Source organism: Bombella sp. ESL0385, assembly GCF_009725755.1.
Taxonomy (GTDB): Bacteria; Pseudomonadota; Alphaproteobacteria; order Acetobacterales; family Acetobacteraceae; genus Bombella; species Bombella pollinis.
In genome coordinates, this window is the sequence record NZ_WNIJ01000001.1 from 273,227 (window position 1) to 289,336 (window position 16,110).

15 protein-coding genes are annotated in these 16,110 nt (G+C 54.0%); 1 reads left to right on the forward strand and 14 read right to left on the reverse strand.

Annotation, left to right across the window (positions count from 1 at the left end):
* Positions 1-81: 81 nt before the first annotated feature.
* From GM557_RS01260 to GM557_RS01285, 6 genes are all read right to left on the reverse strand, one after another.
* The gene (locus tag GM557_RS01260; RefSeq protein WP_099026469.1) at positions 82-732 is read right to left on the reverse strand and encodes a methionine ABC transporter permease; all 651 of its coding nucleotides are present in this window, start codon (positions 730-732) and stop codon (positions 82-84) included.
* Complete coding sequence (locus GM557_RS01265; protein WP_155572638.1) at positions 713-1,750, reverse strand: methionine ABC transporter ATP-binding protein; 1,038 nt, start codon at positions 1,748-1,750, stop codon at positions 713-715. Before GM557_RS01265 ends, GM557_RS01260 begins: the two co-directional genes overlap by 20 nt.
* Complete coding sequence (locus GM557_RS01270) at positions 1,747-2,577, reverse strand: MetQ/NlpA family ABC transporter substrate-binding protein (protein ID WP_155572639.1); 831 nt, start codon at positions 2,575-2,577, stop codon at positions 1,747-1,749. The genes GM557_RS01265 and GM557_RS01270 overlap by 4 nt, the downstream gene beginning before the upstream one ends.
* Positions 2,578-2,793: 216 nt before the next feature.
* Positions 2,794-3,675 carry a YncE family protein gene (locus tag GM557_RS01275; RefSeq protein WP_155572640.1) on the reverse strand — a complete coding sequence of 294 codons (882 nt, stop codon included), beginning with the start codon at positions 3,673-3,675 and terminating at the stop codon, positions 2,794-2,796.
* Positions 3,672-4,544, reverse strand: a complete 873-nt coding sequence (locus GM557_RS01280; protein WP_099026465.1) for a 3-hydroxyacyl-CoA dehydrogenase family protein — start codon at positions 4,542-4,544, stop codon at positions 3,672-3,674. The genes GM557_RS01275 and GM557_RS01280 overlap by 4 nt, the downstream gene beginning before the upstream one ends.
* Positions 4,545-4,554: 10 nt before the next feature.
* Positions 4,555-4,845, reverse strand: coding sequence for a YciI family protein (locus GM557_RS01285; protein WP_155572641.1), 291 nt, complete (start codon positions 4,843-4,845; stop codon positions 4,555-4,557).
* Positions 4,846-5,019: 174 nt separating this feature from the next.
* Between GM557_RS01285 and GM557_RS01290 the strand changes: the two genes are divergently transcribed.
* Positions 5,020-5,187: a YqaE/Pmp3 family membrane protein gene (locus GM557_RS01290; RefSeq protein ID WP_099026690.1), complete on the forward strand. Its 168-nt coding sequence runs from the start codon at positions 5,020-5,022 to the stop codon at positions 5,185-5,187.
* Between the two features lie 64 nt (positions 5,188-5,251).
* On the opposite strand, the gene GM557_RS01295 is transcribed toward GM557_RS01290, so the two are convergent.
* The 8 genes from GM557_RS01295 to GM557_RS01330 form a co-directional block, all read right to left on the reverse strand.
* Entirely contained in the window at positions 5,252-7,681 is a 2,430-nt protein-coding gene (locus GM557_RS01295) for a mechanosensitive ion channel family protein (protein WP_155572643.1), read from the reverse strand.
* Between the two features lie 100 nt (positions 7,682-7,781).
* Positions 7,782-9,071, reverse strand: coding sequence for a tetratricopeptide repeat protein (locus GM557_RS01300; RefSeq protein ID WP_155572644.1), 1,290 nt, complete (start codon positions 9,069-9,071; stop codon positions 7,782-7,784).
* A gap of 2 nt (positions 9,072-9,073) precedes the next feature.
* Positions 9,074-9,514: a biopolymer transporter ExbD gene (locus GM557_RS01305; RefSeq protein WP_099026462.1), complete on the reverse strand. Its 441-nt coding sequence runs from the start codon at positions 9,512-9,514 to the stop codon at positions 9,074-9,076.
* Between the two features lie 90 nt (positions 9,515-9,604).
* Positions 9,605-10,030 carry a biopolymer transporter ExbD gene (locus GM557_RS01310; RefSeq protein ID WP_099026461.1) on the reverse strand — a complete coding sequence of 142 codons (426 nt, stop codon included), beginning with the start codon at positions 10,028-10,030 and terminating at the stop codon, positions 9,605-9,607.
* Between the two features lie 5 nt (positions 10,031-10,035).
* Positions 10,036-11,094, reverse strand: coding sequence for a MotA/TolQ/ExbB proton channel family protein (locus GM557_RS01315; RefSeq protein ID WP_155572645.1), 1,059 nt, complete (start codon positions 11,092-11,094; stop codon positions 10,036-10,038).
* 92 nt (positions 11,095-11,186) lie between these two features.
* The gene (locus GM557_RS01320) at positions 11,187-11,879 is read right to left on the reverse strand and encodes an energy transducer TonB (RefSeq protein WP_155572646.1); all 693 of its coding nucleotides are present in this window, start codon (positions 11,877-11,879) and stop codon (positions 11,187-11,189) included.
* A 377-nt stretch (positions 11,880-12,256) separates the two neighbouring features.
* Positions 12,257-13,388 (reverse strand): peptide chain release factor 2 gene (gene prfB / locus GM557_RS01325; RefSeq protein ID WP_155572647.1). Its coding sequence is split into 2 segments (ribosomal slippage): positions 12,257-13,318 and positions 13,320-13,388, totalling 1,131 coding nucleotides; the frame shifts between segments, so codons are not numbered across the junction.
* A 38-nt stretch (positions 13,389-13,426) separates the two neighbouring features.
* Entirely contained in the window at positions 13,427-15,991 is a 2,565-nt protein-coding gene (locus GM557_RS01330) for a penicillin-binding protein 1A (protein WP_155572648.1), read from the reverse strand.
* Between the last annotated feature and the right edge of the window lie 119 nt (positions 15,992-16,110).

The following is a 16,110-nucleotide window of genomic DNA, read 5'->3' on the forward strand; positions in this document are numbered from 1 at the left end:
TGGCGTTAAGGTACAGTGTAGAAAAGCCCGTCCCCATTATGGAGGCGGGCTTTTTAAATGGGAGTGGAGGCGCGCTGTTTGTTAGTGCTTTAACCAACGAGCGAGTGCATTACCGAGAATCTGCATCACGCTGACCATGATGATGAGGACCACCACCACACCGAACATCACAGTGGTGTTGAAACGTTGATACCCGTAGCGAATGGCCAAGTCGCCTAGCCCACCGGCCCCAATCACACCTGCCATAGCAGAGGCCCCCACCATGGAGATGAGCGTCACCGTCACCCCGGTGACGAGGCTCGGCATGGCCTCTGCAATCAAGACCGAGCGGATGATGGTTAGACGTGTCCCGCCCATAGCGCGTACGGCGTCTATCAAGCCGGAATCAACCTCCCGCAATGCCATCTCTGCAATACGGGCGAAGTAAGGAATCCCCGCAATGGAGAGTGGGACAATGGCGGCCTCGGTCCCTAAGGAGGTCCCTGCAACAAAGCGGGTAACAGGGATGAGCAGGACGAGCAAAATGATGAAAGGGACAGCCCGTACAGCATCAACAATCATACCAATAAGACGCGCTGCAAAAGGGAGGCGATAAAGCCCGCGCGGACCTGTAGCAATCATAAATAGAGCAAGAGGCAGCCCCAATAAGACGGAAATCGCTGTGGAGGCGAGGACCATCTCCAGCGTTTGTTCTGTGGATTGGAGAATCAGCTTAAGGATGAGAGGGGACATAGCCCAAAACCTCCATGCTTTGTGTCGCTGTTTTGAGGAAGGCCAAGGCTTGCTCTATATGTTCTCCCTCTAAGCTGAGGATTATATCGCCGCTAAGGCGTTGGCTAATGGTCGTAACCCCACCTTGGAGTAAGGTCGCTTTAACGGCATAGTGTGCGTAAAGCATACTAAAGAGCGGGGTTGTAGCACTATCCCCACTCAAAACCAGCCGGATGATGGTTTTATGTGGCTCAGCTAGGGGGCTGGGGCTGAGGTTCTCAGCAATGAAGGCCGGGAGAGAAGGGCGAATATCGGCTAGCAATTTATGTAAGGTTTGGTTCTCCTGCCCATCGCGCAGGATGTCGAGCAAGGAGCCATCTTCCACGAGGCGGCCATGGTCAAGGACGAGAATCCGCTGGGCAAAGCGGCGGACAACCTCCATCTCATGTGTGATGAGGATAATCGTCAGGCCAAGTGTGCGGTTAATGTCGGCCAAGAGGGCCAATATGGAGTTTGTGGATTCCGGGTCTAGGGCGGAGGTCGCCTCATCACAAAGGAGCAATGTTGGCTCTGCGGCGAGGGCACGCGCAATGCCGACACGCTGCTTTTGCCCGCCAGAAAGTTGGGAGGGGTATTTATCCTCAAAGCCTTCCAACCCGACAAGGGCCAATAATTCGGCGATGCGTTTGGCATGGTCCTTACGGGGGCGGCCCGCGATTTGGAGGGGGAGGGCAATATTACCCGCCACCGTGCGCGAGGTAAGCAAATTAAAATGCTGAAAGACCAAGCCAATCTTGCGCCGCGCGCGGACAAGTTGCCGCTCGGTTTGGGTGGTGAGGTCCACCCCATCGAGCAAGATATGGCCTTGCTGTGGTCGCTCTAACGCGCAGAGGCAGCGCAAAAGGGTGGATTTCCCCGCCCCGGAGCGACCAATCAGCCCAACAACCTCTCCTTGCTTGATAGAGAAGGAAATATCATGCAGGGCGGTATGGTGGCCAAAAGCATGGGTTACATGCTGGATGTCAAGGATAGGCCTCATGACCACGCAGGGGTGACCGTACCGTGATAGAGGTCCAAAATCACCTGACGGACATTAGGTTGATGATAGCTCTCCACCAAGGGCTTAACCCATGGTGCATTAGCGTCATTCCCATTCACAGAGATGAAATTGACATAAGGGTTGTTGGCCAAGCCTTCTACCCCAATGCGCTCTGTCTGCGGGATGCCAGCCTTACGCGCCCAGTCCATATTCACAACCGCGGCGTCTAAATCCGGCAGGGAGCGGCCAACAACACCAGCATCAAGTTCCTCAATAGAGAGGTCACGCGGGTTTTCGGCAATATCTAGCACAGTGGGGAAAAGCCCCGTATTGCTGGGAAGCTTAATGAGGCCAAGTGTCTCTAACACATGCAGGGCACGGCCCTCATTGCTGGGGTCATTAGGGATGCCAATGCGGGCCCCCTTAGGGATGTCCGCAGGGCTGTGCCATTTATGGGAGTACAGGCCAATCGGCTGGAAGTAAGTATCCCCTACAGGGACGATGTCATACCCATGGGCCTTCTTTTGCGCATCAAGGAACGGCTTGTGCTGGAAGGCATTTGCATCCACCTCATGCTCGGAGAGGGCTTCATTAGGGGTGTTATAATCGGAGAAGGTGATGATTTTAAGGCTCAAGCCACGCTGTGCCGCATTTTGGCTCACAACGCGCCAAATATCTTCATCCTCACCGGACATGATACCGATTTTGAGCGTGCGCTCCTCCGCATGAGCTGCGGCAGAACCGAGAAGGCCAAGAGTCGCAGCCCCCGCTAGCCCTGTTGAAAGGCTAAGAAAACGACGCCGGGGGAGAGAAAAGGACCGGGACATGGGCATACCTTTCAACATTTAGGAGTGGATGGGTACTGTATTACAGACGTTTCCACCACAAGGAAAGAGGGACACGCACACCAATCATAGCGCGTGTGAGATGAGTTTTTAGCTGGTCGCTTTATTCTGTCAAGATAAAGATATGACCATATGAGCAGTTAATGATAAAGGAATATAAAGCTTCATGAATATCCTCCTTTGAGGGAAGGGTGCGTCTTATGGCGTTAAGAGATGGAGACCCGTCATGGGGCCTTGTTGGGTGAGGAGGCGTGCCTCTGCTGTGGTGAGGTTAATCTCGTAAAGCGCACCCTCTAAATTACTGACAAAAGCGCATCCTTTTGCTTCATCAATAGCGAGGCCGATGGCGTCTCCTAGGTCTCGGGCGATGATGCGATGGTCGTGTAGGCCCTGCTTATCTACATGGGCAACATTCAAGCTGCTGCCATTCGGGGGGCCGCCTCGGTCTGTCCACCATAAGGTGTGGCCATCGGAGGAGAGATGCAGGTCAATAGGTTCAGGCAGATGCGAAAGGAGGCAGTCTATATCTGTACGATGAGCGGGGTCCATGCCCTCTGGCCGCTCTAATGCCATACGGAAGATGCTGCCTTTGCCTCCTTTTGGGGGGCCTTTTTGGGTCCAATAGAGGTAATTATGATGTGTATCGAGGGCGATTCCAACGCAATGGAGGGTGCAATCTGTCATATCTGTGGGGAAGGTGCCTCTTTGGAGGAGAACCTCCAAATTGCTACCATCGCGGCGGCAGCGCATGATGCGCATCCCCTCTCGGTCGCACCAATAAAGATGCTCACAATGCGGGGCGGAGGTAAGCTGCTTGGGTGTTACGACAAGGCCGTGGCCTATGAGGGTTTTATGGTCACGTCCATCTAACCGGGCGGTGCTTATTGTGCCATCAGCAGCGGCGTAATCCTTGCCCATATTGGTCCAATAAAGGCGGCCCTCGGCTTTATCAATCCAGAGGCCATCAGGTGTGCCCCAACCGAGGTCAATATGGGAGAGCACCTGCCCTTCTTTGGGGGAGAGAATTATTATGCGTGGTGGTTCGGTTTCTAACGTGTAGAGAAGGGGCTGATGGGTCATGATGTTTCTTTACCATAGCTATAGAAGCCGCGGCCTGTTTTGATACCGAGCCGGTTTTCGGCAATCATTTCGCGGAGAAGCTGGCGTGGGGCCTCTGGCAGATGAGGGAATACCGCTGCGTAATGTTCCTCAATTTGTAAAACGATGTCCAATCCCACTTGGTCCATAAGCTGGAAGGGGCCTTGGGCGGTTCCTATAGTTTCGCGGTAAATGCGGTCGATCGTTTCAGGCTCGGTAATGCCTTCAGCCGCAACGCAGAGAGCTTCGCGTTTGATGGCCGCCCAAATGCGGTTCTGGATAAACCCCATGCTCTCTTTCTTTAGGAGATAAGGTGAGAGGCCAAGCTGGGTGAAGTAAGCTGCTAACCCTTCCATAAGGCTAGGCTCTGTGGCCCCGCAGGACATAATCTCCACCGCGCGCTTATCCGGTGGCATCATAAAATGCGTGTTAAAGACGCGGTGCGTATCCTTCACATGGCCAATAATGTGACGAGAGGGGAAGGAGGATGAGGTCGTTGTAAGGAGGGCATCTTTGGGGGCGTATTGCTCTAATTGGCCAAAAATATCTATTTTAAGGTCCAATTTTTCCGGCAGGGCCTCAATCACAAGCCATGCGTCTTTTAAGGCATCGTCCAGAGCGGTGGTGATATGTACAGGCCCGGCTTTCCCCCCTTTTACGGTAGGGATGACCTGTGGAAGTGTGTGTTGAATATAAGCAAGTCCGCGTTGGGTGGCTTCCACGCTGCGGTCAAAAAGGCGTACCTCTCCCCCTTGTGTGGCGAGCATAAGGGCGATGCGCGTGCCCATCGTCCCTGCCCCAATAACAACGGCTGGCCTGTTACGGGCTTTTGTTAAGAGTGTATCGAGCATGACGGCCCCTTTATTGCGCTAGTGTTTTTAGCTCTGGGGCTGTTTTGGCGGCTGCGAACTCAATAAACCGATATTGCCCTACGCCAGAGGTCACAAAAGGGTCCTCCGCTAAGAGGGATTCAATCTCATCTAGGCTAATGCCATCGCGAATGATGAGGATGCCACCATCCTTGCTGGTTTTAGGCCCAGAGGCCAGTAATAAGCGGCGGTCATATAATGTATCAAGGAAGGCGCGATGAGCAGGGCGTTGGGCTTGTACGTCTTCAGGTGAGGCGAGGTAGGAAACTTCAGCGATGATCATAGAAGAGGTCCTTTGGTGAGTATATGGAGGCGATTTAATCTAGCAGCCTCATAGAGAAGGAGAATAACACTTTCATAATATTGGTATTTTTTTTAAGGATGATAAGGTGTTCTTCCAAAAAGGGAGGAACGCTGTTTTTGCTACTGCCCTTTATGATAGGGAGGACTAATTATGATTCGTACATTGATAGCCTTTTTCATCCCCTGGCTGACCTTTTTTACCATTGGTCGCCCTTTTGCTGGGATTATTTGCCTTATCCTGCAAATCACCATTCTGGGCTGGATTCCGGCGGCCATTTGGGCGGTGTTGGCTTTGCAGAAATATGATGAGACAAATCGCTAAGACGCGGTAACGTCCGTTAAAAAGAAAGCCCCCTGATTGTAAGGTCAGGGGGCTTTTTTATGGGCTAGTGTTGTGGGGGTTGGGGGGTCTCCCCAGAAGGGGCAGCATTGGTGATAAATCTCTCCAACGCAGCACCTTGAATATCCACGACCTCGCGGGGATATTGGATGCCATGCTCCTCAAAGCGTTTCTTCATACGGCGGTTAAACTCCCATTCCACTGTCCAACGGCCTGCATTGGTGGTGGGATAAACCCCCTTAACCGAGACAGAGGATGTGCCGATGGCCGAGACGCCCCAGAGGTCGAAATCAGCGAGGATGAGGTCTTTATAAGGGGCCTCATGACGCATCTCCTTCCCAATTTCGACCAGAATAGCCGCTACTTGGTCCGTATCGCTTTCAATATCCACAGTTGCGAGAATCATAGCGCGGGAGAAGTCGCGGTTATAGTTGGTCACTTGGCTGAGTGAGCTAAAGGAGAAGATATTGATGGACCCATCATTTGCTCGTACATGCACCGAGCGCAGGGAGAGACGCTCAATCACCCCATATGTCCCATTAAGTGTGACAGCATCACCAACGGTAAGGGCATTCTCTAAAAGCAAGAAGATCCCGCTAATGAAGTCTTGGACGAGCTTTTGAGAGCCAAAACCCAAGGCCACACCGAAGATAGACGCACTGGCAATTAATGGCCCGGTATCAATGCCTAATTGGGAGAGAACCGTCAGCCCAATAATAACAGCCAAGATGAGGAGAAAGAGGATGCGGAACATCGGCGTTAATGTTTGCAGCCGTGCTACGCGGATTTTGGTATCGCGGCCCTCTTGTGCATCAAGGCGGCGGATATGATGCTCGATCGTCACATTGGCCACTTCCCAAGCAACCACACCGATAATCAAGGCTACGAGAATGGTGAGAGCAGCTTGGAAGATGCGCGGGCCAAGAGTGTTCTGCCCCATGAGCAGATAAACAGGGGCCCCCCATGCAATCGCAAGGGCCAAGATGGTGATAACGGCCATAATGATGCGAATAATCGCTGTAGCGGCCGGATAATAACGGCGGATGCGTGCTAGGGTTTCTCCATTAAGGTTCCAGTCATTCAAAGCGCGCATGAAGCGTTCTAATCCACCATAGATGAGGATGCTTACAACGCGGACAATGACTAGCGCGATAATAGTCCGCACGAATAATTGCAGGATGAGTTGGTACCCCCCAGCAATATCGGCAGCCCAAACGAGCCATAGCGCACCGTCAAAGAAGAGCGCGACAATCCACCATCCCTTAGCAATGACAGACATGAGGGACTGTAAATGGCGGTTATTGGCTCCCACAAGTTGGCAAGCACGGCGCACAATCCCGCGTGAGCGGATAATCATGACCGCTAAGAGGAAATGGACGACCAGTATAAGCAGCTTTTGCAATCCGTGGAGAACAGGGCTAGGAACACTCATTGTCGCGATGACATCTAATGCCGCAAACCCCCACGCAATGATGTAACCAATATGGCGGAGATAGCGGAAGATGAAGTTTGCTGTCCTATCATGCAGGATGCTGAGCCGCAGCCATGGGGCTTCTGGCGCAAGGAAAATGCGTAGGAGAATCACCCATAGGCCCAATCCAATGCCAACTAACCATGTAATGCTCCAAAGAGCATGGTCGCTTTGGGGGGTAGGGGCGGGGTCTAGGACCTCCATCAACAAAGTGACGAGAGGGAACATGACAATCGCGAGGAGCTCTAGCCCTGCCCATGCCAGCGCGTAAGGAGCGCGGCGTAGGCATAGCATAAGCTGTGTTAAGGCCCCTTGATGGCGCAGGCTTTCCTCTAAAGTGGCTTGTACGGATTCAGCATCATCATGAGATGATGTTGTTTTTGCGGAGGTAGCCTCATCTGTGGCGTGTTGAGCAAGGCCTTCAGCGTCAGCATTTGCTTTGCGGAGCTTACGGGCAGCGTTTTGGAAAACCTTTTTATTATGCTCCTTAGCCATACGGTTAATGCGCCGGCGAAGGGGACGTAGAACAAGGCGCACGCTGTAAAGCAGCACAAAGCTTACGGCCAGCATGATGAGAACACGCAGGGCAATATGTGCAATTGTTTTTTGTAAGGCAGCATCATGCAGAACGGCCCCTAGCCAAGGGCCAATCGCGCCAAAATCAATAATATTTTGATGCAGCACATGGAGTTGCTGGAGGGCACGCTCCCCAAACTCTGTGAGATTATCCCGTGCCATAGTGAGCAGGGAGGTATGTTTTGTATTTTGCTGCGCTTTAACGAGGTTTTGCAGGGTCGTTAAAAATTGCTGCCGTTGAGAGTCATTGCTTAGGACAGAAATGAGCTGCCGGGCTTGTGCATCACTTAGCCCAGTGTTGCTAGAGGCATCGGCAGCACAAGCAGGGCGAACAAACGCAAAGGCCGCAAAGCATGCTAGCAAAAGCGTTGATATAATAGCGCGGAAGCCTTTTTGCCTCATCGCAACGGGCTGTAGAGGTTTAAGCATTCAGAGTGGCCTCACAAAAGGAGAACAAGATAGAGCGAATGAATCGCTCTTTTCTCAAAAGATTCACATAGTTTTAAGGGTGAGTTTTATGAAGATGATGTCATTTTCCAGCAGAGGCGGCATGAGAGGTAAGCTGGACGGCCCATAACTGCGCAAGATTATCGGCCGCACCGTCACTATTTACGCTGTTAAAGAGGGCAATAGCCTCGGTACGTTTGCCGCCATCCAGCAGGGCCATACCGAGGGTCAGACGGGCAAGGTCTGGTTGATGCGGGTGTTTTGCGAGGCCTTGCTGCATCAGGGCGATGCCTTGGTCCACCTGCCCATTGAGGACAAGATTATAACCTGCTGTGAGAGATAGCCCTGCATCTGGTGAGGTTTTGGCGTGTTCAACAGCAGCAGGAAGAGCCGCGCGTGTCTCGTTCGCGCGTTGGGCCACAAAGGCGCGGAAACGCGCTTGGGCTGCTGCTTGTGGCCCCGTACCGAGGAGATGACGGTTATAGCCTTCATCCAGTAAATTAAGCGCAAGCTGTGGTAGCCCCATTTGGACGGCACGCTCGGCCATATCTTGGAACTCCGCCGGGTTTGTAAGCAGCCCGGTTGCGAGGCGTAAGCGTTGGAGGTTAAAGACCATACGCGGGGTCAAGGTGCTGTCCGTCGTGAGGTCATGAATCAGCATCTGCCAATATTGTGGCCGTGCATAATATTTCACCAGCTTGACATAAATGCCCGTCTTATTGGTGATGTCATGCAGCTTATCATAAGCAGTCGCCAGCATTTGGAGCTGATTTTCCGCGGGAATGAGCTTGGCTTTTTGGTCCGCGGCGAGGATGGCTTTCCCAACCCCTGTTAAGCCCTTCCAATCTTGTTGGAGGTAATAACATTGCAGCAAGAGAGTTTGCATCGCAGGGTTAGGGCCAGCCTCACGCAGGTAGCGGCTGGCGGCACGGGCTGCGCTAGGGTAGTCATGCGCCCCATAAGCAAGGCTGGCTTGGGCCATGAGCATTTGATGGCGTGTTGCAGGGGCTGTGCGCTCATTAGTGATGAGCACATCATACGCTTTTAAGGCCGTTGGGACATCACCTGCTTGGCTTGCCGCTGCAGCGCGCATTTGGGCGATGACGTAGCTCTCATAAGCGGTTTTTGTCGGGATAGCATCCGCGCGTTTGATGAACTCTAACGCCTGAGCAGGGTGGTGGGTATCCAGAGCAGCTTGCGCTTGTTGGAGTGGCTTGCCAACCTCTTGCCCTAGCTCATCCTCTGCATAAGCGGTGTTGAAGGCGAGGGGAGTAAGAGGGGTGTGCGTTAGCCCTGCAACCCCGGTGGCAGAAAGACCAATTAGGGCTGTTAAAAGCCACGGGCGCGGCTGTTTGAGAGATGGGAACATCATGATTATTGGCCCTCCATCATTTGCTCTAACCCTACAATGCCGAGTTTGGTCACACCAAGGCGCTGGGCATCGGCAAGGACATGAGCCACGGTTTTATAATTCGCAAGGCGGTCGGGCCGGATATGGATTTCGGGCTGGTCCCCCGTTGCAGGATGTACGGCCTCGTTAATATGCGCTTGGAGAGCATCCTCAGAGGGGATGGGCATGTCATTCCAGCTCAATGAATTGTCGTAATTAATGCTAATCGTGACAATTTGTGGCTGTATCGCCGAGGGAGGCGGGTTGCCTTGGGGGAGGTCAATCGCCACGGAATGAGTTTGGAGGGGGATGGTGATGATGAGCATGATGAGCAACACCAACATGACGTCAATCAACGGGGTGGTGTTGATATCGACAATGGCTTCATCTTCATGAGTGCTGCTAGAGCCAATACCCATAGCCATGATGGACCTCCCAAAATGTTCGTCCGGTTTGGCCCCCAAAGAGGGGGCAGAAAATGGGGCCTCTGTTACAGATTAGGTAAATAGAGGGGGTTAGTCGTGTGGTTGCTCGGTGATGAAGTCCACATGTTGGATGCCAGCCTCTTGGCACGCCGCTACAATCCGACCGATGGGCATATATTGGACAGACCCATCGCCACGGATTTGGATTTGCGGTTGAGGCTGCTGGCGTGCTGCCTCCATAAGGCGGTTGAGGAGGTCCTTATGCCCGGTGAGGGGGGTGGTGTTCCAGTAGCTTTGCCCATCAGCGGTGACAGCCAACACAATATTGCCCGGTTTGGTCTTGGTTGGCTGGTTGCGGTCCACCGGTAGCTGCACCTTAACCGTATGGGTCGCTACCGGGATGGTGATGAGGAAGATGATAAGCAGCACCAGCATGACATCAACAAGCGGCGTGGTGTTGATAGCCGACACCACCTCGCCGTCATCATCTCCACCGTTACCGATGTTCATAGCCATAATGATTAGACTCGCGTGCTGGTGGTTGTCGTGGTGGGGCTGTCATCCTTCACGGCTTCGCTCAGGCCATCTTCATGCCGATAGCCGCCGAGCAGAACGGAGTGAAGGTCAGAGCCGAAATTACGGACGCGATCCATCGCTCCTTTATTACGGCGCACCAAAAGGTTGTACCCCAACACAGCCGGGACAGCGGTAGCAAGGCCGATAGCCGTCATGATGAGGGATTCACCAACAGGACCAGCGACTTTATCAATGGAGGCTTGCCCTGCAATGCCGATAGCTGTCAGAGCATGGTAAATACCCCAAACCGTACCAAAAAGCCCGATAAAGGGCGATGTGGAGCCAACCGTACCGAGGAAGGCGAGACCCGCTTGCAAACGTGTATTGATGGTCTCTAACGCGCGCTGGATGGACATGGCTGTCCAAGATTGCAGGTCGATTGAATCCCGCATGGAGCCTTCATGATGCTGCGCGGCGATGATGCCTGTCTCCGCAATATAGCGGAAGGGCGAGGTGGGCTTGAGGGTTTTCGCCCCTTCTTGAATGGTCTTTTGTGTCCAGAAGGTCCGGTCTGCCGCTTTGGAGGCACTAAAGAGACGGGATTGCTCAATGAACTTGCTGACCATGATAATCCATGTCCCTAAGGACATCAGAGCCATAATCAGCAGGACGCCACGGGCGATGATGTCCCCATTCTTCCACAAGGCTTTCAGCCCATAGGGATTCTCTTTTGAGGCATCATCAGCGGGTTTGTCGCTGACGGGGGTTGCTGTGACAGGGGCATTGCCCTCGGTCCCAGCGGGAGGCTGTGCGTCACTAGTCGCCCCTGCTGGCGGTTGAGCCGGAGCAGTTGTTGTAACGGGGGCTTGTGCGGGAGCTGTTGCCCCAGCGGGGGGCTGGGCTGGTGCGCTCGCCCCCGCGGGCGGTACAGCAGGGCTTGCCTCTTGAGCCAACGCCGCAGAGGAAAGCGGCATAGCTGCAAGGATTAAGGCCAAAGCCGTACCGTAGAATGGACGCGCTTTAGAGGCGGTATGTGTCAGGGGAAGGCGGAGCATTCTGGTCATGAATCTCATATCCTTGTCTATCAACGCAAGGTGCGTTTTCTTAACGGACCCTGTGGTCAGGGCAAATAAGCGGGTGATGGATGAGGCGATACTCATTCATCATCACCGAGGGTGAAGTCCACATGCAGGACGTGGTTATGTTCAACAATGGGTTGTCCGCCAGCCACAGCGGGTTGGTAGCGTACGGGGGAGCGTTCTAGGAAGTTGAGTGCGCTTTCGGCAAAATCATGCCCTCCTTTTACACTGAGCAACTTACAATTAGCGGGCTTGCCATTGGTGAGAATATCGCATGAAGCCGTCACAGAGCCCTCCCGGCTCTCCTCTTGGGCTTCTTCAGGATATTCTGGCCGCACATTATTAATCGGCACAGCCCCAGCAGCATGGTCGCTATCGGAGGTGCTATCACCACTGCCACTACTGCTGCTGGACGCTGCCGAGGCCGATGTGGCAGCAGGCGCGACAGATGTAGGAGCCACTTTAGGTTGAGGCACTTTTTGCGCGCTATGATGGATAGGCGGCTTAGGCGGCGGTGGCAGCTTAATGCGCGGGGGAGGGATATAAGGTGGTGGTGGCTGCACCATGACCGGATGAGGCGGCGGTGGCGGTGGTGGGGGAGGTGGTGCCTCTGCAATGATGACCGTTTGAATCGGCGGGTGTGCAGGCTCGGTCTTCTCTGCCTTATTGAGCGTGAGGGCATAGACCACCAACCCAATGGCAAGAAAAGCCACAACAGCGGCAACGATATAGTCAATCGGCCTACGTTGTAAGGCAGCGTAGCTTTTCATAGCAAAACTCTTTGCCCCTTTGTTATCTCAGCTCATACACCATGCCTACACGGGACCAGTCCCGTCTAGTTTCTGGTGTCAAGATGGCCTAAGCGGGGGCCTCTATGCAAGATATTATATGCGACTCTTTCGCATAAGAGAGTGTGTATAACTAAAGAGAAAATTGTGCATAACTTATGAGATGGTTAATAAATGGCTATTTTTGAGGGTTTTTTGGTCTCTAAAATCACGTTTTTGAGATTGCTCTCTGTGTATAAGTTACACCAGAGCTGCCTATAAAAATGACAAGTTTTGCTCTTGATGGGGGAGGATCACCCCTTTGGTCGTGGTGGGATGCCCTCTTAAATGAAGGGCATCCCATTTAGGCGCGTACGCCGTTATTGTGCGGTTGCACTGGCTTCGGAGCGTGTTGCGCTTACACGTTGGGCGAGTGACGCGGCCATGAACTCATCTAAATCACCATCAAGAACGGCATCGGGGTTGCCTTTCTCTATGTTCGTCCGCAAGTCCTTGACCAGCTGATAAGGTGCGAGAACGTAGGAGCGAATTTGGTGTCCCCAACCAATATCCGTCTTAGCTGCTTCAGCGGCGGAGGCTTCAGCCTCCCGCTTTTGCAGCTCAGTTTCGTAAAGGCGGGCACGCAGCATCTCCATCGCAGTGGCACGGTTGCGGTGCTGGGAGCGGTCTGTCTGGCAGGCCACAACAATGCCGGTGGGGATGTGCGTAATACGGATAGCCGAATCCGTTTTATTCACATGCTGGCCCCCCGCACCAGAAGCACGGAATGTATCGACTCGGAGGTCAGAATCGAGGACTTCAATCTCAATCGAATCATCCACAACGGGGGAGATATAGATGGAGGCGAAGGAGGTCTGACGGCGTGCAGCAGCGTCAAAGGGGGAGATGCGGACAAGCCGATGTACCCCGGCTTCGGTTTTCAGCCAGCCATACGCATTGGGGCCGCTTACGAGAATCGTAGCCGATTTTAGCCCCGCTTGCTCGCCTGCGCTGCTTTCCATCAGCGTGACTTTATAGCCATGTTGCTCGGCCCAACGTGTGTACATGCGCAGCAGCATCTCGGCCCAGTCTTGCGCCTCGGTCCCTCCCGCGCCGGAATTGACCTCAAGGTAACAGTCATTCCCATCGGCCTCACCAGAGAGAAGGCTCTCCGTCTCACGCTGTTGGGCTTGGGCGGCTAAGGCACGCAGAGTGGTCAGGCCATCTTGGATGACAGCCTCGTCATTCTCCATCTCGGCAAGTTCGACAAGGTCGAGCGTGTCTTGCACTTCAGTCTCTAAGGCCTCGACCCCTTCAATCTGATTAGCGAGCATGGTGCGCTCGCGCATCATTTTTTGGGCAGCGTCTGGATTATTCCAAAGCTCTGGGTCCTCAGCGAGGTGGTTTAGCTCAGCAAGGCGTGTTTTGGCGGCATCCCAGTCAAAGATGCCTCCTCAGCAGTGCAACAGACTGCTTGATTTGCTCGGAGAGGGCTTCGGTCTCAGCCGACATGAGGCGTTCTCCTTATTCCTATGGTTAGTGATGCTGCCTTAGTATAGCCCCCCAACGCCAATGTCACCTCCCCCTGTGGTGTTTGGTGTCGTGTTGGGAGTGCTGGGGGCTGGCGTAGCCGCCATGGGTGTAGGGGGGGGAAGGGGGGCATCACTATTGGCAGGGTTAGCAGAACCGGATGTGTTGTTGGGGGTGCTGCTGGGCATATCGGTCTCAGAATCAGGAATCATATCCGCACCCGTATCGGCCGCAGTAAGGGTTTGTGTCCCATCGCCAAAGCCATGCAGTGGGACGGATGCTCCTGGAATCTGGTCCTGTTTAAACGCATCAATCGCCCGGATGCGCCCTGTGTCATATTCTGCCAAGGTCATGCCCTCTGGGGTGGGGAAGTCCAGTTTGGGACGGGTGGCAAAAACGGCTTTCATGATGCCATTCCAGATAGGGCCGGAGAGATGGCCGCCTGTCTCGTTCTTACCGAGGCTGCGGGGGTTATCATAACCAATCCACACCACAGTGACGACATCGGGCGAGAAGCCTGCAAACCATGCGTCATGATAATCTTGGCTTGTCCCGGTTTTCCCGGCGATGGGGCGGTCAATCCCCACACCTGCGCGCACACCAGTCCCACGGGCAATGACATCGCGCATCATGGTGGTGATTTGATAAGCACTTTGCGGGGAGGCGAGGACGGGCCGGTCATCATGGATGACAGGCAGGCCATTCTCCGTTGTGACGGTACGGTGATTAGCCTGATTTCGCCAAATAATTGTCCCATCTGGGTTTTGGATATAGTCGATGAGGCTAGGGGTGATGCTATGGCCACCATTGGCGATAGCAGCATAGGCCCCAGCTTCTTTAAGGACGGTTGTCTCCACCGCACCGAGGGCAGCGGGCAGGTAAGGCGGCATATTGTTCACCATGCCAGAGCGTACCGCTATATCGCTAACAGCCTTCATCCCTAGATGCGCGGCAACGCGAATCGTGACGAGGTTACGGCTCTCCCGCAGGGCATCATGCAACGTGGTGGGGCCCCAATTATCATGCTCGTAATTTTGCGGCTTCCAATCCCCAAAGCTGATGGGGGAATCATCAAATGTTTCAGAGGGGGAAATATCCCGCTCCATCGCAGCAAGATAGACGAGCGGCTTAAAGGAGGACCCCGGTTGACGTTGGGCCTGTGTGGCACGGTTAAATTGGCTTTGCTGGAAGGACCAGCCCCCCACAAGGGCCAGCACACGGCCTGTATGGGCATCCAGCGTGACGGTAGCCCCTTCCACTTGGGGGATTTGCTCTAGTGCTGCGGAGCCATCGCTTTGCGGTTCAATCATCACGATTTGACCGGGGAGAAGTGGATGAGTGCGCCGGCTCCAGCTCTCATCAGCTTTGCGGAGTGTGGCGGTGTGGGCTGTATGGCCACTCACCCACCCAACATGCACTACTGGGGCTGGGGAGAGTATAACGGCTAACCGCCATGAGGAGAGCATCCCTGCGGGAGGCTTCTGGCTGGGGAGGTCATCTTGCCATGTTGTCAGGCTGGTTAGGTGCCCTACAGGGCCGTGCCAGCCCTCATGCGTGCGTGCATAATTGATGAGCCCTTCCCGTAATAAATGAGTGCTGACTTGCTGGAGGTGAGCATCCAAACTGGTATGGACATCCAACCCGCCCTCGGTGGTTTGTTCCTCACTATAGAGGGTGGTGAGCTGGCGGCGGACTTCTGCGGCGAACCATTCGGAATCCTGCAAGGGGCCGAAGCGCGTATAGCCTTGGGGGATGAGCGGGTCTTGCTTAGCTTGCTGGGCATCCTCTGGGGTGATGGCGCGTGTCTCGCTCATCCGGTCCAGCACCCAGTTGCGCCGCCACATCGCCGCTTTAGGGTGGAGGAAGGGATTATAATTGCTAGGGGATTTAGGCATGCTGGCCAGCATCGCAGCCTCGGCATTGCTAAGTTGGTCGAGCGTTTTGTTAAAATAAGTCTGAGCGGCGGCTTCTACACCATAAGCCCCATTACCCAGATAAATCCCGTTAAGATAGATTTCTAAAATACGGTCTTTGGAGAGGGTGCGCTCAATACGCATCGCAAGCAGAGCTTCGCGTATTTTGCGGTCGATGGTCAGGCTGTTATTATTAAGCAGCATGACCTTAGCGACCTGTTGGGTAATGGTGGAGGCCCCGAGGGGACGCTTACCCTGATGGGTGAGGATGCTGATAATATCCGTCACCCCAGCACGCAGCATCGCTAAAGGGTCCACCCCGCCATGGGAATAGAAATTTTGGTCCTCCGCAGCGAGGAAGGCGTTACGCACACGTGGGGGGATGGCCCGGATGGGCACATAAATACGCCGCTCGTGCGAGAGTTCGGCCATGAGTTGGTCATCAGCGGTGTATAGCCGGCTTACAACGGGGGGTTGGTAATGTTGCAAGCTCTCTACGCTGGGGAGATTAGCACTAAGATGGGCATATAAGCCCCAACCCACCAGCACAAGGGTGGCAAGGCCAAGCGTGCAAAGGCTAAGCGCAGCCCCTAGTAAGAACCGCCAACGGCGGAAACGGGGCTTCTGAAAAGGCGGTGGCGGGCTGTCTGGCAGCATAGAAGAACGCGTCATGCTGCCCTCTATAACATGGTCAATAAAAAAACGGGAGGCAGCCTCATAGGCTCTGTTTTATGGTACGGTGCTGGACGCCCATAGGATAAGCCTTATTGTGGGGCTTGTTTTAAAAAGAG